The sequence below is a fragment of the Novosphingobium sp. NFX11 genome, assembly GCF_057376415.1.
Genome location: NZ_CP080384.1, coordinates 764,203 through 784,353, shown reverse-complemented (window position 1 = coordinate 784,353; position 20,151 = coordinate 764,203). Strand labels below are relative to the sequence as shown.

General features: G+C 66.9%; 19 protein-coding genes, 1 tRNA gene and 6 pseudogenes. 12 read left to right on the top strand and 14 right to left on the bottom strand.

The annotated features are described in order from the left end of the window. Positions 1 to 129: 129 nt before the first annotated feature. The 3 genes from KZO24_RS04080 to KZO24_RS04070 are packed head-to-tail and all read left to right on the top strand — an operon-like array spanning position 130 to position 2,080. Positions 130 to 1,155, top strand: coding sequence for a hypothetical protein (locus tag KZO24_RS04080; RefSeq protein ID WP_486486904.1), 1,026 nt, complete (start codon positions 130 to 132; stop codon positions 1,153 to 1,155). Then, the gene (locus KZO24_RS04075) at positions 1,059 to 1,886 is read left to right on the top strand and encodes an alpha/beta hydrolase family protein (RefSeq protein WP_486487138.1); all 828 of its coding nucleotides are present in this window, start codon (positions 1,059 to 1,061) and stop codon (positions 1,884 to 1,886) included. The genes KZO24_RS04080 and KZO24_RS04075 overlap by 97 nt, the downstream gene beginning before the upstream one ends. Continuing rightward, positions 1,784 to 2,080: an alpha/beta hydrolase family protein gene (locus tag KZO24_RS04070; protein ID WP_486486903.1), complete on the top strand. Its 297-nt coding sequence runs from the start codon at positions 1,784 to 1,786 to the stop codon at positions 2,078 to 2,080. The genes KZO24_RS04075 and KZO24_RS04070 overlap by 103 nt, the downstream gene beginning before the upstream one ends. Positions 2,081 to 2,129: 49 nt before the next feature. On the opposite strand, the gene dapA is transcribed toward KZO24_RS04070, so the two are convergent. Next, positions 2,130 to 3,011, bottom strand: a complete 882-nt coding sequence (gene dapA / locus KZO24_RS04065) for a 4-hydroxy-tetrahydrodipicolinate synthase (protein ID WP_271181195.1) — start codon at positions 3,009 to 3,011, stop codon at positions 2,130 to 2,132. A 100-nt stretch (positions 3,012 to 3,111) separates the two neighbouring features. Here dapA and KZO24_RS04060 point away from each other — a divergent pair, with 100 nt between their 5' ends. Genes KZO24_RS04060 through KZO24_RS04040 form a run of 5 tightly spaced genes read left to right on the top strand, consistent with a single transcriptional unit; the run spans position 3,112 to position 7,198 of the window. Further along, positions 3,112 to 5,103 carry a lytic transglycosylase domain-containing protein gene (locus tag KZO24_RS04060; protein WP_486486902.1) on the top strand — a complete coding sequence of 664 codons (1,992 nt, stop codon included), beginning with the start codon at positions 3,112 to 3,114 and terminating at the stop codon, positions 5,101 to 5,103. Between the two features lie 19 nt (positions 5,104 to 5,122). Continuing rightward, positions 5,123 to 5,419, top strand: coding sequence for a hypothetical protein (locus KZO24_RS04055; protein WP_271181197.1), 297 nt, complete (start codon positions 5,123 to 5,125; stop codon positions 5,417 to 5,419). Between the two features lie 30 nt (positions 5,420 to 5,449). Further along, a complete protein-coding gene (gene greB, locus KZO24_RS04050) occupies positions 5,450 to 5,929 on the top strand; it encodes a transcription elongation factor GreB (protein WP_036523799.1) in 480 nt (159 codons plus the stop codon). After that, a complete protein-coding gene (locus KZO24_RS04045; protein WP_309298974.1) occupies positions 5,929 to 6,702 on the top strand; it encodes a TSUP family transporter in 774 nt (257 codons plus the stop codon). The genes greB and KZO24_RS04045 overlap by 1 nt, the downstream gene beginning before the upstream one ends. A gap of 1 nt (position 6,703) precedes the next feature. Next, a complete protein-coding gene (locus tag KZO24_RS04040; RefSeq protein ID WP_271181199.1) occupies positions 6,704 to 7,198 on the top strand; it encodes a hypothetical protein in 495 nt (164 codons plus the stop codon). A 53-nt stretch (positions 7,199 to 7,251) separates the two neighbouring features. Here KZO24_RS04040 and KZO24_RS04035 read toward each other — a convergent pair whose 3' ends face one another. Next, a complete protein-coding gene (locus KZO24_RS04035; RefSeq protein WP_486486901.1) occupies positions 7,252 to 7,923 on the bottom strand; it encodes an outer membrane protein in 672 nt (223 codons plus the stop codon). Positions 7,924 to 8,224: 301 nt separating this feature from the next. Between KZO24_RS04035 and rlmN the strand changes: the two are divergent. Further along, a pseudogene (rlmN, locus tag KZO24_RS04030) lies at positions 8,225 to 9,554 on the top strand (23S rRNA (adenine(2503)-C(2))-methyltransferase RlmN). A gap of 203 nt (positions 9,555 to 9,757) precedes the next feature. On the opposite strand, the pseudogene KZO24_RS04025 reads toward rlmN, so the two are convergent. The 4 genes and pseudogenes from KZO24_RS04025 to KZO24_RS04010 all read right to left on the bottom strand — a co-directional run bounded on the left by KZO24_RS04025 (position 9,758) and on the right by KZO24_RS04010 (position 12,426). Then, positions 9,758 to 10,547 (bottom strand): annotated as a pseudogene (locus KZO24_RS04025) (LysR family transcriptional regulator). A gap of 37 nt (positions 10,548 to 10,584) precedes the next feature. Beyond that, positions 10,585 to 10,983 (bottom strand): Co2+/Mg2+ efflux protein ApaG, encoded by a 399-nt coding sequence (apaG, locus tag KZO24_RS04020; protein WP_008831267.1) that lies wholly within the window; start codon positions 10,981 to 10,983, stop codon positions 10,585 to 10,587. A gap of 86 nt (positions 10,984 to 11,069) precedes the next feature. Further along, a tRNA-Asn gene (locus tag KZO24_RS04015) sits at positions 11,070 to 11,144 on the bottom strand. A gap of 73 nt (positions 11,145 to 11,217) precedes the next feature. Next, the gene (locus KZO24_RS04010; protein ID WP_271181202.1) at positions 11,218 to 12,426 is read right to left on the bottom strand and encodes a trans-sulfuration enzyme family protein; all 1,209 of its coding nucleotides are present in this window, start codon (positions 12,424 to 12,426) and stop codon (positions 11,218 to 11,220) included. Positions 12,427 to 12,634: 208 nt separating this feature from the next. On the opposite strand from KZO24_RS04010, the gene KZO24_RS04005 reads away from it, so the two are divergent. Next, a complete protein-coding gene (locus KZO24_RS04005) occupies positions 12,635 to 13,915 on the top strand; it encodes a phospholipid carrier-dependent glycosyltransferase (protein WP_271181203.1) in 1,281 nt (426 codons plus the stop codon). Here KZO24_RS04005 and KZO24_RS04000 read toward each other — a convergent pair. The 8 genes and pseudogenes from KZO24_RS04000 to KZO24_RS03965 form a co-directional block, all read right to left on the bottom strand. Then, positions 13,902 to 14,459, bottom strand: a complete 558-nt coding sequence (locus KZO24_RS04000; RefSeq protein WP_486487137.1) for a DUF2238 domain-containing protein — start codon at positions 14,457 to 14,459, stop codon at positions 13,902 to 13,904. The two genes, KZO24_RS04005 and KZO24_RS04000, sit on opposite strands and share 14 nt — an antisense overlap. Positions 14,460 to 14,521: 62 nt before the next feature. Next, a pseudogene (locus KZO24_RS03995) lies at positions 14,522 to 15,717 on the bottom strand (glycosyltransferase). 58 nt (positions 15,718 to 15,775) lie between these two features. Then, on the bottom strand, positions 15,776 to 16,819 hold the full coding sequence (leuB, locus tag KZO24_RS03990) for a 3-isopropylmalate dehydrogenase (protein ID WP_271181206.1): 1,044 nt from the start codon (positions 16,817 to 16,819) through the stop codon (positions 15,776 to 15,778). A gap of 10 nt (positions 16,820 to 16,829) precedes the next feature. Further along, positions 16,830 to 17,434: pseudogene (recO, locus tag KZO24_RS03985) on the bottom strand (DNA repair protein RecO). A gap of 101 nt (positions 17,435 to 17,535) precedes the next feature. Beyond that, positions 17,536 to 17,724: pseudogene (locus tag KZO24_RS03980) on the bottom strand (hypothetical protein); the annotation flags it as partial. 79 nt (positions 17,725 to 17,803) lie between these two features. Further along, a complete protein-coding gene (locus KZO24_RS03975) occupies positions 17,804 to 18,055 on the bottom strand; it encodes an accessory factor UbiK family protein (protein WP_271181208.1) in 252 nt (83 codons plus the stop codon). Positions 18,056 to 18,096: 41 nt separating this feature from the next. Next, positions 18,097 to 18,609 carry a TspO/MBR family protein gene (locus KZO24_RS03970; protein WP_486486900.1) on the bottom strand — a complete coding sequence of 171 codons (513 nt, stop codon included), beginning with the start codon at positions 18,607 to 18,609 and terminating at the stop codon, positions 18,097 to 18,099. 130 nt (positions 18,610 to 18,739) lie between these two features. Continuing rightward, a pseudogene (locus tag KZO24_RS03965) lies at positions 18,740 to 19,515 on the bottom strand (TlyA family RNA methyltransferase). On the opposite strand from KZO24_RS03965, the gene KZO24_RS03960 reads away from it, so the two are divergent. Both KZO24_RS03960 and KZO24_RS03955 read left to right on the top strand, forming a co-directional pair. Then, positions 19,514 to 19,954, top strand: coding sequence for a hypothetical protein (locus tag KZO24_RS03960; RefSeq protein WP_486486899.1), 441 nt, complete (start codon positions 19,514 to 19,516; stop codon positions 19,952 to 19,954). The pseudogene KZO24_RS03965 and the gene KZO24_RS03960 overlap by 2 nt on opposite strands. Continuing rightward, the gene (locus KZO24_RS03955; protein WP_486486898.1) at positions 19,918 to 20,124 is read left to right on the top strand and encodes a hypothetical protein; all 207 of its coding nucleotides are present in this window, start codon (positions 19,918 to 19,920) and stop codon (positions 20,122 to 20,124) included. The genes KZO24_RS03960 and KZO24_RS03955 overlap by 37 nt, the downstream gene beginning before the upstream one ends. Positions 20,125 to 20,151 lie beyond the last annotated feature (27 nt).

The following is a 20,151-nucleotide window of genomic DNA, read 5'->3' as shown; positions in this document are numbered from 1 at the left end:
CCGGATGGACAGCCGCGCCCGCGAATGAACGGCGGTGTTAACGGATTGTCATCGCCTTCCGGATCAACCTTGCGTTGCAAACGCCCGGAATTGCGGGAATATCGCGTACAAATTCGGGGAATTTCTCATATGCGCACAGTCCTGCGGGCGGCCGTTCCGACCGCCCTTCTCTTCCTGCAAGTGCTGCCGGCAGCTTCGGCGGCGACGGTCGAACCGCCACCGCTCGATGCCTATGGAGAACTGCCGCGCGTGGAGGATGCCGCCCTCTCGCCTGACGGCGGTTCCATCGCCAGCGTCGCCCAGTCCCAGGGCGAGCGCCGGATCCTGGTGGTCACCCGGGACGGCAAGGTTCGCTTCAACGCCGCCAGCGGCACCAACAAGATACGACGGATCGACTGGGCCGATGCCGACACCGTGCTCCTCACCAACAGCGCCACCGTGCCGCTGTTCGGCTTCACCGCCGACAAGGTGGAGATGAACGGCACCGTGCTGATCCCGCTCAAGGCGGGGAACGAGACCGGGCTGGTCTTCGGCAAGAACCGCGCGATCGTGAATGCCACGCGCGGCCGCTATGGCCTGCGCACCATCGGCGGGCGCACGGTAGGTTTCTTCGGCGGCATCGCACTCGACACCACCACCCGTGGCGAGCCGAGTTGGAAGCACGGGCGCACGACGCTCTACGCCGTCGACATCGCCACCAACAAACCGCGCGTGGTCGCTCCTCCAGCCTCGGAAAACCATTATCGCGACTGGCTCGTCGATGCCTCGGGCACGGTCTCGGTCACGCTCGACATCGCGGAGGAAAGCGGCCTGTGGACGATCGACACGCTGCGCGGAAAGGAACTGGTGCGCGGCGTCGACCCGACCGGCGACGTCAGCCTTGTCGCCTTCGGGCGCGGCGGGGCGAGCGTGATCTACCAGATCGAGGACAAGGACGGCGTCCAGCGCTGGTTCGAAGTGCCGCTCGCCGGGGAACACCTCAGGAGTATCTGCCCGGCATCGCCATCGATCGCCTTTTCGTGGACCGCACCACCGGCATCCTCATCGGCTACCGCACGATGGAGGAAGTGCCGCGCACGGTCATGGACGATCCTGTGCAGCAGCACGCCATCACCCGCATCTTCAAAGCCTTCGCGGGCAGGCAGGTTGACCTGATCGACTGGACGCCGGGCTTCTCCAAGGTCCTGCTGCGCACCAGCGGCAACCAGGACAGCGGCACCTGGTATCTCGTCGACGTCGCGCAGCGCCGGGCCGATCCGGTCGGCGACGAAAGGCCAAGCATCGCTCCCGAGCAGGTCGGACCGATCTCGGCCATCGACTACAAGGCGCAGGACGGGCTGGAGATGGACGGCATCCTCACGCTGCCACCGGGACGCGAGGCCAAGGGACTGCCGCTCGTCGTGCTGCCCCACGGCGGCCCGGCCGCCTACGACAAGCCTGCGTTCGACTGGTGGGCGCAGGCTTTCGCCTCGCGCGGGTATGCCGTGTTCCAGCCCAACTTCCGGGGCTCGACCGGACGCGGAGACGCCTTTCGCCATGCCGGTGACGGCGAGTGGGGTCGCAAGATGCAGACCGACATTTCCGATGGCGTTGCAGAACTCACCAGCCGCGGCATCGTCGATCCGAAGCGGGCCTGCATCGTCGGCGCCAGCTACGGCGGCTATGCCGCACTGGCCGGGGTGACGATCCAGCAGGGGCTCTACAAGTGCGCGGTCTCGGTGGCGGGCGTCGCCGACATCAAGCTGATGTACGACACCGATCTTCGCGAAAGCGGGGATCCAAGATGCTGGGCCGTTCACTGGTCGAGCAACTCGGCGACCGCAAGGGTTTCGAAGCCGCATCGCCGCGCCGCTTCGCCGCACGGGCCGATGCGCCTGTGCTGCTGATCCACGGCAAGGACGATACGGTCGTCCCCTATCGCCAGAGCCTGGTCATGGCCGATGCGCTGAAGGATGCCGGTAAGCCCTACGAACTGGTCACGCTGGCGGGCGAGGACCACTGGCTCTCGCGCGAGGAGACCCGCAAGCAGATGCTGGCAGCGGCGATGCGCTTCGTTCAGCAGCATAATCCCGCGGAGTAAGGCGGAAAGGCGCGGCGCCCCGGACTTGTGCCGGGGCGCCGCGGAAGCCTTACACCAGGCCGGCGTGGACCAGCGCCTCGTCCACCGACTTCATCGCCGCTTCGCCGCAGGTGACGAGCGGCAGGCGCAGTTCGTTCTCCATCCAGTCGTGGACTTGCGCCAGCGCGTACTTGCACGGCCCCGGCGAGCTGTCCTCGAACATGGCGTAGTGCAGTGGGTAGAGGCGGTCGTTCAACTCGCGCGCCTTCTCCAGATCATTGGCGGCGCAGGCGGCCTGGAATTCGGCGCACAAGGCAGGCGCGACGTTGGCGGTCACCGAAATGCAGCCGACGCCGCCCGCCGCGTTGAACGGCAGCGCCAGTTCGTCATCGCCGCAAAGCTGCACGAAGTCCTTGCCGATGCCCATGCGGTGGTCGGTCACGCGGCTGAGGTCGCCGCTCGCGTCCTTGATCGCGATGAAGCGCCCCGGGAAGCGGCGGGCGAGTTCGCAGACGGTCTCGGGCAACAGGTCGGTGACGGTGCGGCCGGGCACGTTGTAAAGCACGATCGGCAGATCGTTGTTCTCGGCAAGATAGCTGAAGTGCGCCAGCAGGCCCGCCTGGCTCGGGCGGTTGTAGTAGGGCGCGACCAGCAGCGCGGCGGCCGCGCCGCACTTCTTCGAGAAGTTCATGTGCAGCAGCGCGTTCATCGTGTCGTTGCTGCCGCAGCCGGCGATGATCGGCACGCGGCCCGCCGCCTGCTCGATGCAGACTTCGATGACGCGGTGGTGTTCGGCGTTCGACAGCGTCGAGTTCTCACCCGTGGTGCCGCAGGGGACGAGCGCGGAGGAGCCCGATTCGATCTGCCAGTCGACAAGGCGGCGGAAAGCCTGTTCGTCGAACGCCCCGTCGCGAAACGGTGTGACAAGCGCGGGAATCGAGCCGGAGAACATGGACTTTACCTCTTAGCGATGCTCAATGATCGCTCAGCCGGGGAACAACCCCGCTTGCTGAACGTCACGTTCAGCGCCTGATAAGGAGCCTCTTGAGAAAATGTCCAGCATGTTGCGCGCCCCCCACCTGCTGCTGAGCATTTCTTTCACCGTTTTTGCCGTTCCCGCACTCGCCCAGTCAACGTCGCCCTACGGGACGCCGGACGGCCGCGAATGGGATGCGGCAAGGGCGCAGTCGATGCAGACGCACGACATGAACGTTCATCAGTCGATCGACCAGTGGAAGCTGCTGAGCGCCAACGACCGCATGGGCTTCGCCGCCTATACCTCGTTCCTGCTGACCTATCCGGGCTATCCGCAGCAGGACAAGATCAGGGGCTATGCCGAAAAGGCGCTGCTGACCGAATCGCCCTCGGCCCAGGCGGTGATCGGCTATTTCGACCGCTTCGCCCCGATCGGCAGCCGCGCGGCGGGCCGCTATGCCGTGGCGCTCTCGACGATGCGCCGCGCGGATGCCGCGACCAATGCCGTCGCCGCCTGGCGCATGGGGGCGCTGATCGATCCGGACGAGGCCGCCCTCCTCGGCCTTTATCGAGGCCAGTTCACCGCCGCCGATCACGACGCGCGCATGGATGCGCTGCTGTGGCAGGGCGAAACCGCGCAGGCCGAGCGGCAGATTTCCTTCGTCTCCGCCGCGCGCCGCTCCGAGTTCATGGAGCGCCTGACGCTGCTGCAAGGCTCCGCCCCCGGTACGCTGGGGATGAGCCTGCCCTCCGGCATCGCGTCCGACCCCGGCTATATCTACAACCGCGCGGTGCAGGCGCGCCGTTCGGGCAACAGCGCCGGTGCGGTGAGCCTGCTCGCCAATCGCCCGCCACTGTCGCGCCCGGTAGCCCAGCCCGAGCAGTGGGTGCGCGAACTGCTCACCGCCGCGAAAGCCGCCGACGCATCGAGCGCGGTGCGCATCGCCGCCTCGATCGACGACGCCTTCGCCCCCGGCACGGACGTCAGCCGCCAGTCCTTCCGCGTGCGCGACGACTACACCACGCTGATGTGGCTGGGCGGCACCAAGGCACTGTGGAGCCTCTCCAGCCCCCGTCAGGCCGCACCGCTGTTCTACCGCTACGGCGCCGCCGCGCAGACGCCGGGCACGCGCTCCAAGGGCTTCTACTGGGCTGGCCGCGCCGCCGCGATGGGCGGCGACACGGCAGGCGCCAACCGCTACTTCGAGATGGCGGCGCAGTATCCGCAGTACTTCTACGGCCAGCTTTCGCTCGAACGGCTGAGCCGCCCGATCCCCAACCTCGACACCCGGCCGAGCGCGGTGCCGAGCATGGCCCAGCGCACCTCGTTCGCCTCGCTGCCGATCACGCGGGCGGTGCGCGACGTCGCCCGCGACGCCGACTGGCGCACCGGCGTGCAGTTCTACCGCGAGATCTCCAACCAGGCGCAGACCGCCGAGGACTACGTGCTCGTCGCCGATCTGGCGCGTGAGATCGGCCGCCGCGACCTCGCCGTCATCATGGGCCAGAGCGCGCACGCGGGCGGGTTCGACCAGTTCGGCAAGATTTCCTTCCCGCTGGTGCCGACCCCGCAGGGCACCGACTGGACGATGGTGCATGCCCTCGCCCGGCAGGAAAGCCAGTTCGCCCAGAACGCGCTCAGCCACGCGGGCGCACGCGGGTTGATGCAGCTGATGCCTGGCACCGCGCGCGAGCAGGCGGGCAAGATGGGCCTCGCCTACAATCAGGACTCGCTGATCAGCGATCCCAGCTACAACATCCTGCTGGGCGACGCCTACTTCCGCCGCGTGAAGGACTACTTCGGTGGTGCGCTTCCGCTGGCCATTGCCGCCTACAACGCCGGCCCCGGCAACGTGAACAAGTGGCTGCGCGCCAACGGCGATCCGCGCACCGGCTCCGTCGAGTGGCTCGACTGGCTGGAGCAGATCCCGATCTACGAGACCAAGAACTACGTCCAGCGCGTGCTGGAAAACGCCGTGGTCTACGAGACGATGTATCCGGAGAAGTCGGACTACAACGGCGCGAACAAGCTCTCGCGGCTGATGCCGGGCAAGCGCGCGCCGGGCTGATCGCTGCGCCCGCCCGGTGATGTACCTCGAACATCTGCTGCTGGCGCTGGCGGTGCAGGTCCTCGTCGCCCGCCTGACCGGCAACTGGTGGACCGGCGCGGCGCTCGCAAGCGCCTATTTCATCGGGCGCGAGGCGGCGCAGGCGGAGTATCGCTGGATCGAGCAGTTCGGCCACGGCCTGCGCGCGAACATGCCGTGGTGGGGGCCGTTCGATTTGCGCGTCTGGCCCAAGGTGGACCAGTGGATCGACTGGATCGGCCCGCTCGTCGGCACCTGCGCGCTGGCATGGTTGATGACGCGCAAACGCCGCTTCTAATCGGGCGCCGCTCGCCCTATCAGCGGCGACATGAAACCCGCCGGTCCTCCCATCTCTCCCACTGGCATGGCCGCCTTGCGCGCCCGCTACGACCACCTGCTCGGCAAGGAGCGCCCCGAGATCGTGGAGATCGTATCGTGGGCGGCGGGCAACGGCGACCGCTCCGAGAACGGCGACTATCTCTACGGCCGCAAGCGTATGCGCGAGATCGACCGCGAACTGGCCTTCCTCGCCCGCCGCATGAAGGCGCTGCGGGTCGTCGATCCGGCCGACCAGACCGAGCGCGGCAAAGTCTTCTTCGGCGCCACCGTCGAACTCGCCGACGAGGACGACGAGCGCCTGACCATCACCATCGTCGGCGACGACGAACAGGACGCCTCCACCGGCCGCATCGGCTGGAGCGCCCCGATCGCCCGCGCCCTGCGCGGCGCAGGCGTGGGCGACTTGCGCATCGTGCGCCTCCCGTCCGGCGAGAAGGAGTGGGAGATCATGGCGGTAAGCTACCCATGATGGAGTTGAGCGTCGAAGCGATCGGCTTCCTCATCGCCATCGCCTTTCTTGCGGGCGGGGTCGACGCGCTGGCGGGCGGCGGCGGGCTGCTGACGATCCCGGCGCTGATGGCAGCGGGCATACCGCCCGTCTCTGCGCTGGCGACCAACAAGCTGCAGAGCACCATCGGCACGTCCTCCGCCTTCCTGACCTTCCACCGCGCCGGGCATGTAGACCTGAAAGCCTTCGCCTTTCCGGCGCTCGGCGCCTTCATTGGGTCGGTGGCGGGCGGAACGGCGGTGCAGTTCGTCGATCCCAAGTTCCTCGCCGCCTTCGTGCCGGTGCTGCTGATCGCGATGGGGCTCTACTTCCTGCTCGCCCCGCCGATGAGCGAGGTCGATCGCCACGCCCGCGTCGGCCGCGTGGGGCTGACGCTGATCACCACCGGCATCGGTTTCTACGACGGGTTCTTCGGCCCCGGCACCGGCTCGTTCCTGACGACGGCGCTGGTGGCGCTGGGCGGGCTCGGCCTCGTGCGCGCGATCGCCAATACCAAGTTCCTGAACCTGTCCACCAACGTCGCCGGGCTGCTGGCGATGATCGCGGGCGGCAAGGTACTGTGGCTGCTGGGCGCGGGCATGGCGGCGGCGAACGTCGCGGGCAACCAGGTCGGCGCGCGTCTCGCGATCCGCTACGGCGGCAAGGGCGTGCGGCCGCTGCTCGTCGTCATGTCCTTCGCACTGACGGTGAAGCTGCTCTCCGACCCGAAGAACCCGCTGTGGAGCCTGTTCTGAAATGCTTCGCTTCGCAGCTCTCCTGTCCCTGTCATGCCTTGCGCTCGCCCCCTCGGCACAGGCCCGCGAGAGCCTCGGCCTCTACGGCACATGGGGCGCCTTTCGCGATCCGCTCGTCCCGCGCTGCTACGCCATCGCCAAGGCCGAGCCGAGCGCAAAGCGGCGTGACTACCAGCCTTACGCGGCGATCGGCACATGGCCGAGTCGCGGAGCGCGGGGGCAGGTGCATTTCCGGCTGTCGCGCAAGCTCGCGCAGAATGCGGTGATCACCCTTCGCATCGGTGACAGGCGCCTGCAACTGACCGGCGGCGGCGGCGATGCATGGCCGCGCAGCGATGCCGACAACGCCGCGATCAGCGCCGCCATGCGCTCTGCCCGCACGATGACCATCGGCGCGCGCGACGACCGGGGGCTGCCTTTCGGCGATACGTATGTCCTGCCCGGGGCCGCTTCCGCCATGGACGCCGCGCTGATCGGCTGCTCCCGGCTCAGATAGAAGAAGGGCGGAGCCACGGCCCCGCCCTTCCCTCGCCATGAGGTCGTGAAACCTTAGAAGCGCACGCCCACGCCCGCCATGACCTGGTGACGGTCGAGGTCGAGGTTGAAGCGCTGGCTGTCGGGGATTTCGTTCGTGTAGTCGATCTCGCCCTTGCTGTAGTTCGAGTAGCGGTACTCGATCTTGGCGAAGACGTTGTTCGTCACCGCCTGCTCGACGCCCGCACCGATGCGCCAGCCGTCGGCATCGATGTCGCGATTGGTGTCGACCGTGCCGAAGGTGCTGCGAACGTCGAACTTGGCGTTCGTGTAGCCACCCTTGGCATAGAGCATCGTCTTCGGGCTGATCACGTAACCGACGCGCGCGCCGACGTAGAGATCACGGTTCGCCTTGACGTTGCCGAGGCCGAAGCCCTCGAACTCGCCGTCGTTGAAGCGGGTTTTGGCGGTGGACCAGGTCACTTCTGCCTCGGGGCCGACCACAAGGTTGCCCGCGCGGAAGTCGTAGCCCGCGCCGACGCCGTAGGTGAACCCGTCGACCGTCTTGTTGTTGTCCTCGTTGACGTCGTCGTCAACGCTGCTCCTCGCCTTGGTGGCGTCGTAGCCGCCCAGCGCCTCGACGTGGAACTGCGAAAAAGGATCGACCGGCGCGACATTCTGCGCGAAAGCCGGAGCGGCCGAGGCCATGGCGGTTCCTGCGGCGAGACAAACAAGGATCTTCTTCATAAACGGTACTCCAAAAACGATCCCGTGAGGCGGGCTGTTCCCGCTTGCCCATCGGGTGCCAGTGAGCGGGTCGCCCCGCCTTGGACTGGTCAAAAGCCGATCTACGGTCCGGAGTTTCCTGAACCTAACACAACGAAATCGTTGATGTTTTTTCGCAACACTGCGTCGATGGACGGAGTTCCTTGCGCGATGTGTGACGGGAACCTGGCGAAGCGCTCGCCGTTCGCGCAGGCCCGCGCGTTCGCTCGCATGGGCACGCATCTTCCGTTTCGGGGCGATATGCACTATATGCCCGCCGATCATGTCAGAGCAGCACATCTCCCCCGCAGCGGTCTCGACCGCCGCCGGCCTCACGCCGATCCCGGGCAACGTCGACCCGATGACCGTGGCGCGTCCTTCACTGGTGGACGGCGTGACCCCGCGCGAGGACGGGCGCATCGACCTCATCGGCCTGCCCAAGAAGCGCATCGCCGAGCTGTTCGAGGGCGCGGGACTGGACGTGAAGGCCGCCAAGCTGCGCGCCAAGCAGGTCTACCACTGGCTCTACCACCGCGGCGTGACCGAGTTCGAGGCGATGACCGACATCGCCAAGACCATGCGTCCCTGGCTGGCGGAGCGCTTCGTCATCGGCCGCCCGGAGATCGTCGAGGCGCAGCATTCCAGCGATGGCACCCGCAAGTGGCTGCTGCGCACGGCAGACGCGCACGACTTCGAGATGGTGTTCATCCCCGACGCCGATCGCGGGACGCTCTGCGTCTCCTCGCAGGTCGGCTGCACGCTCAACTGCCGCTTCTGCCACACCGGCACCATGCGCCTCGTGCGCAACCTGACCGTGGGCGAGATCGTCGGCCAGGTCATGCTGGCGCGCGATCTCGCTCAGTGAGTGGCCCAAGAACGCCGAAGACAGTCGCCGCCTCGCCGCATTGATGGACGACATTGGTGACGACGATGACGAGGAAGGCGGCTACCACCCCAGCGGCCGCCTGCTGACCAACATCGTGATGATGGGCATGGGCGAGCCGCTCTACAACTTCGACAACGTGCGCGATGCGCTCAAGCTGGTGATGGACGGCGACGGGCTCGCCCTGTCGAAGCGCCGCATCACGCTGTCCACCTCGGGCGTGATCCCGCAGATGGAGCGCTGCGGCGAGGAGATCGGCGTCAACCTTGCCGTCTCGCTCCACGCGGTGACCAAGGAAGTGCGCGACGAGATCGTGCCGGTGAACAAGAAGTACGGCATCGAGCAGTTGCTGCAGGCCTGCGCCGACTATCCGCGCGCCAGCAACGCGCGGCGCATCACCTTCGAGTACGTGATGCTCAAGGACAAGAACGACAGCGATGACGACGCGCGCGAACTGGTCCGCTTGCTCAAGCACTACAAGCTGCCCGCCAAGGTGAACCTGATCCCGTTCAACCCCTGGCCCGGCGCGCCTTACGAATGCTCGACGCCCGAGCGCATCCGTTCGTTCTCGGAGATCGTGTTCCAGGGCGGGATTTCCGCGCCGGTCCGCACGCCGCGCGGGCGCGACATCGATGCGGCTTGCGGCCAGCTCAAGACGGCGGCGGAAAAGAAGAGCCGCGCCGAGATCGACCGCCTGCTGGCGGAGAAGGAAGCCGCGCTGCTGGGTTGAACGGTCAAGCCCCGCACGCCGGGGCTTCGATGGGCTCAGCCTGAGCGCGAACCGAACCGATCGTCATTGCGAGCGTAGCGAAGCAATCCAGGGCAGTCTTGAGCCGCCCCGGATTGCTTCGCTACGCTCGCAATGACGATGGTGGTTTTACCAAACCTCGCTCGTCCTCAGCTTGTCGAAGGACCGTGCGCGAGGTTGCGGTCTCACTGATCTCCGGTAAGCGCCGCGACGAGTTCCTTGACCTTCTTCTGCCGCCATTGCGGCGTGGGCGCGACCAGCCAATAGCCACGACGGCTCGGCGTAGGTTCACCTACCGCCGCATCGCGCCCGGCGACGCCCGCCGCAAGCAGCGCCGGAATGCGCGCACGGCCGATCCCGGCCAGCGCGGCGGCGATCGCCTGCCCGGCATCGCTCACCACGACCGGCGGCTTGGCCTCTTCTCCCTCACCGTCCGGCTCGGGGTCGCCCGGCCAGCCGATCCAGTCGCCCGAGCCGACCTCGACCCATTCGGCGCTACCGAGCGCCACGCCCTCAAGGTCGCCCGGCCCATCCGTCCAGCGCACCGCGAGGTCGAGGTTAGCTTCTGTGAAATCCGTCATCTCGCCATCGACCAGCACGTATCGCACTTGCGGATTCTGCCGCGCGAAATGCGGCAAGGCGCGGTGCCAGCCAGGCGGCGAAGAACTCGCGCGGGCAGGCGATGGTGTAGACGTGGCTCGACTGCCCCGCCTGCATAGCCTGCACGGCGTCCTCGAAATGGAGGAACCCGCTGCGCAGCGCGGCAAGGCCGGCGCCCGCCTCTTCGGTCAGTTCCAGCCCCTTGCTGGTCCGGCGGAACAGCACCACGCCGAGCAGGTCTTCCAGCGCGCGGATCTGCTGGCCGACGGCGGCGGGCGTCACCGCCAGTTCGTCGGCGGCGCGGGTGAACGAGAGATGGCGTGCCGCTGCGTCGAAGACGCGCAGGGCGTTGAGGGGCAGGTGCGTGCGCTTCATGACGCTTCCCTAAGCGCCACAATCGCGCGGGGCAATATCAGCCTGCGGTCGCGGGCGCAGCAAGCGGGAAGAAGGGGATGCTGGCGCGGAATTCGGTGCCGTCATCGCGGCGGAAGGTGTAATACCCCTCCATCGAACCCTGCGGCGTCGAGAGCGGGCATCCCGAGACGTAGTCGTGACTGCGGCCCGGTTCGAGCAACGGCTGTTCGCCAACAACGCCTTCGCCCTCGACCACATCGACTTTGCCGTTGGCATCGGTGATGCGCCAGTGACGGGTCATCAGTTGCAGCGTGTGGTCGGTCTCGTTCTCGATCCGGATGTGATACACCCAGAACCATTTACCCGCCTCGATACGCGATTGCTCGGGCAGGAAATTGACGGCCACACGCACGGTGAGGCCGTCGGTGATCGCGGAGTGCTGGAACAGTTCCTTCATGACACGGGCAACCTAACCACGATTCTTTCAGGCTACAACCGTGTAGAAGTGAGCAGGTTCCGGCAATCTGCTCCGCTATCGGACTTTGGCTCCCCGAGTAGGATTCGAACCTACGGCCATTCGATTAACAGTCGAATGCTCTACCGCTGAGCTATCGGGGAACGGCCTGCCAGCGTCGGGGGCTGGCAGGCTAAACTGGCAGTCGCTCTTCAACGCGACCGCGTCGGCGCTACTTTAAAGGCCGATGGCCTTCAACGCCTGGTCCATGTCTTCCTTGAGGTCTTCGATATCCTCGAGGCCGACGTTGATGCGCAGCATGCCTTCGCCGATGCCCATCGCCTCGCGGCCTTCCGCCCCCATGTTGTGGTGCGTGGTCGAGGCCGGGTGGCACATCAGCGAACGCGAGTCGCCGATGTTGTTCGATATGTCGATGAGCTTGAGCGCATCGAGCAACCCGTGTGCCTGTTCGCGGCCGCCGTCGAGCACGAAGGAGAAGATCGGCCCGCAAGCATCCATCTGCTTCATCGCCAGCGCCTGCGCCGGGTGGCTGTCGAGCCAGGGGTGCAGGATCGTGGGCACCCGATCTTCCATGAACTTGCCGAGAGCCAGCGCGTTCTCGCTCTGCTTCTTGGCGCGCAGGTCCAGCGTCTCGAGGCCCTTGAGCACGACCCAGGCGTTGAAGGGCGAGAGGTTCGGGCCGGTGTTGCGCTGGAACGGCAGCAGCACGTCGTTGATGAACTGTTCGGAGCCGCAGACGGCGCCCGCGAGCACACGCCCCTGCCCGTCCATCAGCTTGGTCGCGGAGTAGGCGACGACATCGATGCCGAATTCCATCGGCCGCTGCAGCGCGGGCGAGCAGAAGGCGTTGTCGACGACCGTGGTGATGCCGTGCGCCTTGGCGATCTCGGCGATAGCGGCAAGATCGGCAACGCCCATGGTCGGGTTCGCCGGGGTCTCGAAGAAAAAGACCTTGGTGTTGGGGCGGATCGCCGCTTCCCACTGCGCGGTGTCACCGGCGTCCACCAGCGTCACCTCGACGCCGAAGCGCGGCAGCAGGTGATCACCCAGCCAGCGGCACGAACCGAAGGCGGCGCGCGCGCTCACCATGTGGTCGCCCGCCGAGAGCTGGCACAGCAGCGCGGCGGTCATCGCCGCCATGCCGGTGGCCTGGGTGCGGCAGGCTTCCGCGCCTTCGAGGAGGGCGATGCGCTCCTCCAGCATCGCCACCGTCGGGTTCTGCAGGCGCGAGTAGGTCATGCCTTCCTCGTCGCCCTGGAAGCGGGCGGCGACCGTGGCGGCATCGTCGTAGCTGTAACCCGAAGTCAGGAACAGCGCTTCGCTGGTCTCGCCCATTTCCGAACGCCAGGTGCCTCCGCGGATGGCGCGGGTTGCGGGGCGCCAGCTCTGGGTCTGGCTGCGGTCCTGTCCGGTGGTGCGTTTCATGGCGCAAGCCTCTAAGGGCGCGCGCGAGTCTGTGCAAGCGCGCTGGGCCCACCCCGCTGCGACTAGGCAGCAAACTGCCAAGTCTCGCTACCCCTCCCCCATGCGGGATGGGCGGTAGGCTTGGCCGCGAAGCGGCTTAGCCGGACGGGGTGGGGCGAACCGCTCAAGCGCTTGCCCAAACCCGTGCCCCTCTTTATCCGCGCATCCGATGCCACTCTCCCGTCAAAATCGCGATCCGCTCGGCTGGTGCCTTCTCATCGTCGCTGCGTTCCAGGCGCTGGTGCTGTGGCGGCTGACGATCCCCTCGCGCTACTACTTCGACGAGGTTCACTACGTCCCCGCCGCGCTCAAGCTGCTGGAGCTGATCCCCGCCAACCGCGAACATCCGCTGTTCGCCAAGGAAGTGATCGCCGGCTTCATCCACCTGCTGGGCGACAAGCCGCTGGCGTGGCGCCTCGGCCCGGCACTATTCGGCGGACTCGGCCTGTTCGCCTTTGCGCGGCTGGTCTGGCACGTGACGCAGCTGCGCCGCGCGGCGGTGCTGGCGACGGCGCTGCTGGCCACCAACTTCATGTGGTTCGTGCAAAGCCGCATCGCCATGCTCGACATGATCGCCGCAGGCATGTGCATGGTGGGCCTGTGGCAGTTCGCCGCCGCCTGGCGGGCGAAGCGCACCGGCATCGCGCGCCTGCACCTGATCCTGAGCGGCCTGGCCCTCGGCCTGTCGCTGGGCGCGAAGTGGAGCGGTGCTCCGGCACTGGCGATGCCCGGCCTTGCCTTCCTGGCCATGCGCATCGCGGATACCGGGCCGGTCTTCATCGGCAAGCGCGGGGCCGGGCCGATCAAGGGCGTGAGCCTGCTCGAAGCCGCGCTGTGGCTCGGCCTGTTTCCGATCGCGGTCTACTGGGCGACGTTCATCCCGGCGATGTTCTACCCGCACCATACCCTCTCGCCCTGGGGCTTCGTCCAACAGCACGAACTGATGGTACGCCTGCAGGATAGCGTGAAGAAGCCGCACCCCTACAAGACGTACTGGTATCAGTGGATCGTCGACTGGCGGGGCATCTGGTATCTGTTCCAGAACGTCGACGGCGCGCACCGCGGCGTGGTGATGATCGGCAATCCGATGGCGATGATCGCGGGCCTCCTCGCGTTCTTCTGGAGTGTGTGGGCCGCCCTCTTCCGCGGCCGCCGGGACGTGCTGTTCTTCGCGGTGCTCTATTTCGTGTGCGTGGGCATGTGGGCGGTGAACGGCAAGCCGGTGCAGTTCTACTACCACTACCTGCTGCCGGGCGCGTTCCTGATGGCGCTGCTGGCGCTCGGCCTCGACGCCTTGTGGGACCGGCGCGACCGTTGGCGACTGGTGGCGCGGTGGGTCTTCGGCCTGTCGCTGGCGCTGTTCGTGGTGTTCTACCCGATCATCTCGGGCTGGCCGCTGCCCTTCAAGGACGCCTACAACCTGTGGATGTGGCTGCCTAGCTGGCGGTAAGCCGCGTGCGCAGCCGCAGGAACCCTGCCGCCGCCACCGCGCTGATCCCGGCGAGCGCCATGTCCTTTTGCGGGTCCCACGGATCGCCCTGCTGCCCGTTGTAGGCAAGCGCGTCGGGCCCGGCCATGAACACGGTCAACAGCCACTCGAAGATTTCATAGATCGCGCTGCCCGCCAGCACGAACTCGACCGCGATGTAAGTCGCCAGCGAAAGCGAGAGCTTGCGGTGCCGTGCCAGCCAGGCCGAGATGGGATGGACCCAGCAGGCCCCGAAGCTGAAATGGACGAGCCGGTCCCACGAATTGCGTTGCAATCCCAGCGTCGCAGCGGGCGACGGCAGGCCGAGCGCCCTCGCCCAGTCCTCATAGGGAACGAAGGAATAGATGTAGCGTCCGCCTAGCGTGTGCAGCCACAGGAACAGGCAGGCGCAGGCTACAGCGCTCGTCGGCATCGGCCAGCGCCGCAGCGCCAGCCACAACCCCGCGACGATCACCAGCGTCGGCAGGTTCTGCAGCGGCGCGAGGGTCGGGTACGGCGAATCAATGAGGCTGACGAGCGCCCATAGCGCCGTCAGCCCCAGCAGAACCGCTTGCGTGCGGTTCGGGATCAGTACTTGCCCCAGACGAACTTCGACGAGAGCGCGAAGTTGAACACCGAGGCCAGCAGCACGCCGGTGATCACCGCCAGCACGTCGTGGATGCCGATGGTCTTGAGCACGGCGGCCGAACCGATGTTGGTGAGCAGGCCCAGCGAGCAGGTCAGCGCGAACTGCGCCCAGCCGCGCATCAACGGCGCGAAGCCGCGCAGGCGCTTGTCCGAATAGGTCAGTTCGTTGTTGAGCACGAAATTGAACGTCATCGCCACCAGCGCGGCGATCGTGTTCGCAATGTTGAAGGTCGTGCTCTCGGACCAGTTGCCGTAGACGAAACGCTCGCCGAAGACGACGTGGAGCATCGTCCACAGCACCGCCAGCTGCACCACCACGCCCATGGCGCCCACGGTGCCGAACAGCGCGAAACGGGTCGGGATGATCCGGCCCAGCCATTTGTCGTAAAGGCCCACGAGGAATTCGAACACGACGGTCTGGTCCAGCTTGCTTTCGCCTTCTGCTCGCGCGGCGAAGTTGAGGGGAATTCCTTGACGCGCAGCGGGGTGTCCACCGTCGCCAGGATGTCGAGCAGGATCTTGAAGCCGACGCCCGACAAGCGGTGCGCGTCGGCGCGCAGGGTCTGGGTGCGCAGCATGAAGAAGCCGCTCATCGGGTCGGTCAGCTCCACTCCGGTCACCTTGTTGGCGATGCGGTTGGCGAAGCCCGATGCCTTGACGCGGTCGGGGCGGCCCCATGCCTCGGTGCTGGCGCCCTCGGCGAAGCGCGAGGCATAGGCGAGGTCGTACTCGCCCGAGGCGACGGCCTTGAGCATGCCCGGCAGCAGCGCGGGATCGTGCTGGTGGTCGGCGTCCATCACCGCGACGACAGGAGCGGCGGTGGAGCACATCCCCTCGATCGCGGCGCTGGCGAGGCCGCGGCGGCCGATGCGCTGGATGCAGCGCACGCGCGGATCGGACAGCGACAGGCGGCGCGCCTCGTCCGAGGTGCCGTCGGGGCTGTTGTCGTCGACGTAGATGGCTTCCCACGTGATTCCGGCGAGCGCCTTGTCGAGTCGCTCGATCATCGTCGCGATGTTCTTGCGCTCGTTGTAGGTCGGCAGGACCACCGCCAGTTCCAGCGGCTTCGCCTGCGGCGAAACTGCGCGAACGGCGGCTTCGGAAGCCTGCGCGAGATCGGTCGTGGAAATGTTCATGCGCCCTGTTTTTAGGTTGTAAACGTCAAGAAACGATTATTGCGTAGCGGCGCAACCTTTACAGGCGCGCGAGCACCGCGTCACCGATTTCCTTCGTGCCGGCCGAGCCGCCGAGGTCGCCGCCCTTGATACCGTCCGCGAGCGCAGCGGCAACGGCGGCTTCGATGCGGGCGGCTTCGGCTTCGAGACCGAAGGAGTGGCGCAGCAGCATGGCGGCCGAAAGGATCGTCGCCATCGGATTAGCCAGGCCCTTGCCCGCGATGTCCGGGGCCGAACCGTGGATCGGCTCGTAGAGGCCGAAGCTGCCTTCCGCGAGGCTGGCCGATGCGAGCAGGCCGATCGAACCGACGCACATGCTGGCCTGATCGCTCAGAATGTCGCCAAACAGGTTGCCGGTGACGATCACGTCGAAGGCGCCGGGGTTCTTCACCAGCTGCATCGCCGCGTTGTCGACGTACATGTGCGTCAGTTCGACGTCCGGGTACTCGGCCGAAACCTCGATCACTACGTCGCGCCAAAGCTGCGAGGTTTCCAGCACGTTGGCCTTGTCCACCGAGCACAGCTTCTTCGAGCGACCCTGCGCGGCCTTGAAACCGGCGTGGGCGATGCGTCGAACTTCGTCCTCGGCGTAGGACATCATGTCCCAGCCCTGACGGCGGCCGTCTTCCAGCGTGCGGGTGCCCTTCTCGCCGAAGTACACGTCGCCGTTGAGTTCGCGCACGATCAGCAGGTCGATCTTGCCGGCGACTTCCGGACGCAGGGTGGAGAGGTCCTCAAGGCCCTTGAACACCGTCGCGGGACGCAAGTTGGCGAAGAGGCCCAGCTCCTTGCGCAGGCCCAGCACCGCCTGCTCGGGGCGCAGCGCGCGCTCCAGGTGGTCGAGCGAAAAGTCGCCCACTGCGCCGAACAGGATCGCGTCGGAAGACCGCGCGATCTCGAGCGTCGCGGCGGGCAGCGGGTGGCCGTGCTTGCGATAAGCCGCGCCGCCGACGTCGCCCTCGACCAGCTCAAGACCGTCGATCTGCAGCGCTTCGAGCACGCGGACTGCCTCGGCAGTCACTTCGGGACCGATCCCGTCTCCGGCAAATACAGCGATGCGCATAGTCGTTTCCTCAAGCCTCGATCCGAGCCAGCCGCTCGCGCAGCAGGACGCGCGCCGCCATAACGTCTCTTCTGCGATCGGCAAGCGGGTAGCGGGCCAATTCTCGACCAATGGCGTCGAAGGTGGCCAGCAGCGCGGGCCAATCGTGCTCCGGCGGGCGCGCAATTCGCGCGCCGTAGCCCAGTTCGCGCAATGTCAGCACTTCGTAGCGCAGGAGCCCCAGCGCCCAGCCGCGCGCGGACGGCGCGACGCAGATCGCCTCCAGCACGCCCGACAGCGCCTCGTAGAGAGCGGGAAACGGCTGCCGCTCGGGCAGGACCGAGGCCGCGAGTGCGGTGACCCAGCCGATCGCGGCGGCGGGCAACGGCTCCGTGATCCAGGGCGCGCGGCTCTGGAGCAGTTCAAGGCGGGCGAAGGGAAGCTGGGTGTCGGACTTCGAGCGGACGTCCGCCTCGACGGTGTTGCCGGGAATCAGGACCGGCCGCAGTTCGCGCCCCCTTCCCCGGCGATGAAGGCCGCGACGAGGCCGTGGTCGGCGGTCAGCAGGCGCGCAATGACGGCGTTCTCGCCGTGCGGCAGGGCGGCGCAGACAAGGGCGGGGGCGCGAAAGTGCATCGCGCCTTCCTCTGCCGGTTCAATGCGTCAGTTGCAAATTTCCTCGACCTCGGCGCGCGCGTGCTCGGCCTGCTTGTCCTTGGTGATGAGGGGTTTTCCACTCGCCCCATCGTCCAGTTGCGACCGAGGCGGACGGTCTGGTTGGGCGCACACCAGATCTCGCCCGAACCGTCGAGAGCGGTGACCCAGATCAGATTATGCTCCTGCCCGTAGTCGATCATGCCGATGGCATAGCCATCGCCCTTGCCGACGACGTGAAGCGGAATAGTAGGATTGAGCTGCGTGAACATCGCGTGCCTTTCATGGGCTATCGCGATGTTCAACCCTGCGTGCGCGAGAAACGTTCCCGGCGCACATAACGCAAGCTGATCAGTTGGCGCTCAGCTTGGCCTCGAGCGCGTCGAGCCGCGCCTTGAGCGATTCCGTCTCTGCACGCGCGGTGGCGGCGAGTTCCTTGACCGCGTCGAATTCCTCGCGGCTGACGAAGTCCATGTCACCCATGAACTCCTTCACGCGCTCACGCGCGGAATCGCGCGCCTCGCGGCCCATGCCCGCAAGAGTGCCGGCGGCGCTGTTCAACATCTTGGCGAAGTCGGCGACGAAGGGGTTTTCGCTTTGCATGGGCCCTAAATGGAGCGCGCGAAGGCAAGGCGCAAGGGGTATCAGATGTCGAACCGCTCCACCGCGCTCGAACGCTGCACGCCGTCCATGCCCGGGTTGGCGTGCAGGAACGCGAAGTTGAGATAAGTCGCGAAGACCAGCCACAATACGTAAGGCAGTAGCAGCGCCGCCGCGACAGTGCGCACGCGGGCGAAGAGTATCGTCGTCACCACCGCCGCCAGCAGGATCGCCGCGATCAGCACCAGCGCCGCGCTCATCCGGTGCATGCCGAAGAACACCGGCGACCACGCCAGGTTCAGCACGAACTGCACCGCGAAGGCCAGCACCGCGATCCCGCGTCCACGCGCGCCGCGCGCCGCGAGCACCATCGCCAGAGCCACGCCCATCATCACGTAGAGCACCGACCACACGATCGCGAAAGTCACCGGCGGCGGATAGACGGCGGGCTTCACCAATGCGTCGAACCACGGATTGCCCGGCCCGCTTCCCGCCATTTGTCCGGAGAGGAACCCCAGCAGCAGCACGACGGGAACGCATACCAGCAGCCAGCGCATCAGGCTGGCGCGCAACTGGCCGGGGAAGCTAACAGGTTCATGCGCGCAAAAGGTCCCGAATCAGGAATTTACCCAAGAATGGCGCGGTTTGTGGTACGCGGCGGGCCGCTGCGCAATCGTTAGCGAACAGTCAGTCACCCCGGTGTGCCGAAACGAGAAACTCCAAGTTTCCTTCAGGACCCTTGATCGGGCTTTCGACGATGCCCTGGATTTCCCAGCCGTCGCCCTCCAGCCATTCGCGCACTTCCTCACACACGCGGGCGTGGAGAGCCGGGTCGCGGACCACGCCGCCCTTGCCCACTTCGCCGCGCCCGACCTCGAACTGCGGCTTGATCAGCGCGACCACCCGGCAGCGCGGCGCGGCGAGGCGCAGCGGCACTTCGAGCACTTTGGCGAGGCCGATGAAGCTGGCGTCGCACACCACCCAGTCGCACGGCGCGTCGATTTGCTCCGGGGTAAGGATGCGAGCGCTGGTCTGCTCAAGCACGGTCACGCGCGGATCGGTGCGCAGTTTCCACGCGAGCTGGTTGGTGCCCGAATCGACCGCGAACACCCGCTTCGCGCCATTGGTCAGCAAAACGTCGGTAAAGCCGCCGGTCGAACTGCCGATGTCCATGGCGACCGCGCCCTTCGGATCGAGCCCGAAATGCTCGATCGCGTGGGCCAGCTTGATCCCCCGCGCGAGACCCAGGGATGGTCGCGGCCGCGCACTTCGATGGCGGCGTCGTCCTTCACCGACTGGCCCGGCTTGGCGATCTTGGTCTCGCCCGAGAACACGAGGCCCGCCAGCACCAGCGCCTGCGCGCGGGTACGGCTCTCCGCCAGCCCGCGATCGACCAACAGCTGGTCGACCCGCACTTTGGCAGGTTTCTTGTCAGGGGAACGGGGGCGAGGCGTGTCGGTCATGGGATGGTATGCACTTGAGATGGGCGGCGCCTCGTTCCATACCACGGGCATGAAGGCAAATCCGCGCAGCCGCGCCACCCCTCTTTCCGCCCTGCTTCTTACCGGTCTCGCTGCAACGGCGGCTTTGTCGGGATGCGTACCGCCGCCGCCGAGCACGCCCGCCCCGCGCCCCGGCACCACGCATGCACCGCAGCCCCGCCCGGCGACTCCGACTGCCCCGCCGCCCTCGCCAATGGCCGCAGACTGGCGCGATGCACCGCAGACGCCGGGCAACTGGAGCTACGCGGGCAACGGCGCCGCCTCGGGCGCGACGTTCGGGAACGGCCAGTTCATCGTCCAGTGCGACACCGCGCGCACCGTCACCCTCCTGCGCGCCGCAGCGCCCGGGCAGGAGCGGTGGGCATGTCGATCACCAGTTCCACTGGCGCACGCGCGCTGACCGGCACGGCCACGCCGCGCGGCGTGGTCGTCACTCTGCCCGCCCGCGATTCGGCGCTCGACGCCATGGCATTCAGTCGCGGCCGCTTCGCCGTATTAGTGACCGGAGAGCCCACGCTCTACCTGCCGAGCTGGACCGAAATCTCGCGTGTGATCGAGGATTGCCGCTGAGGGAGCGCTTTAACGACGGGGCTTCGA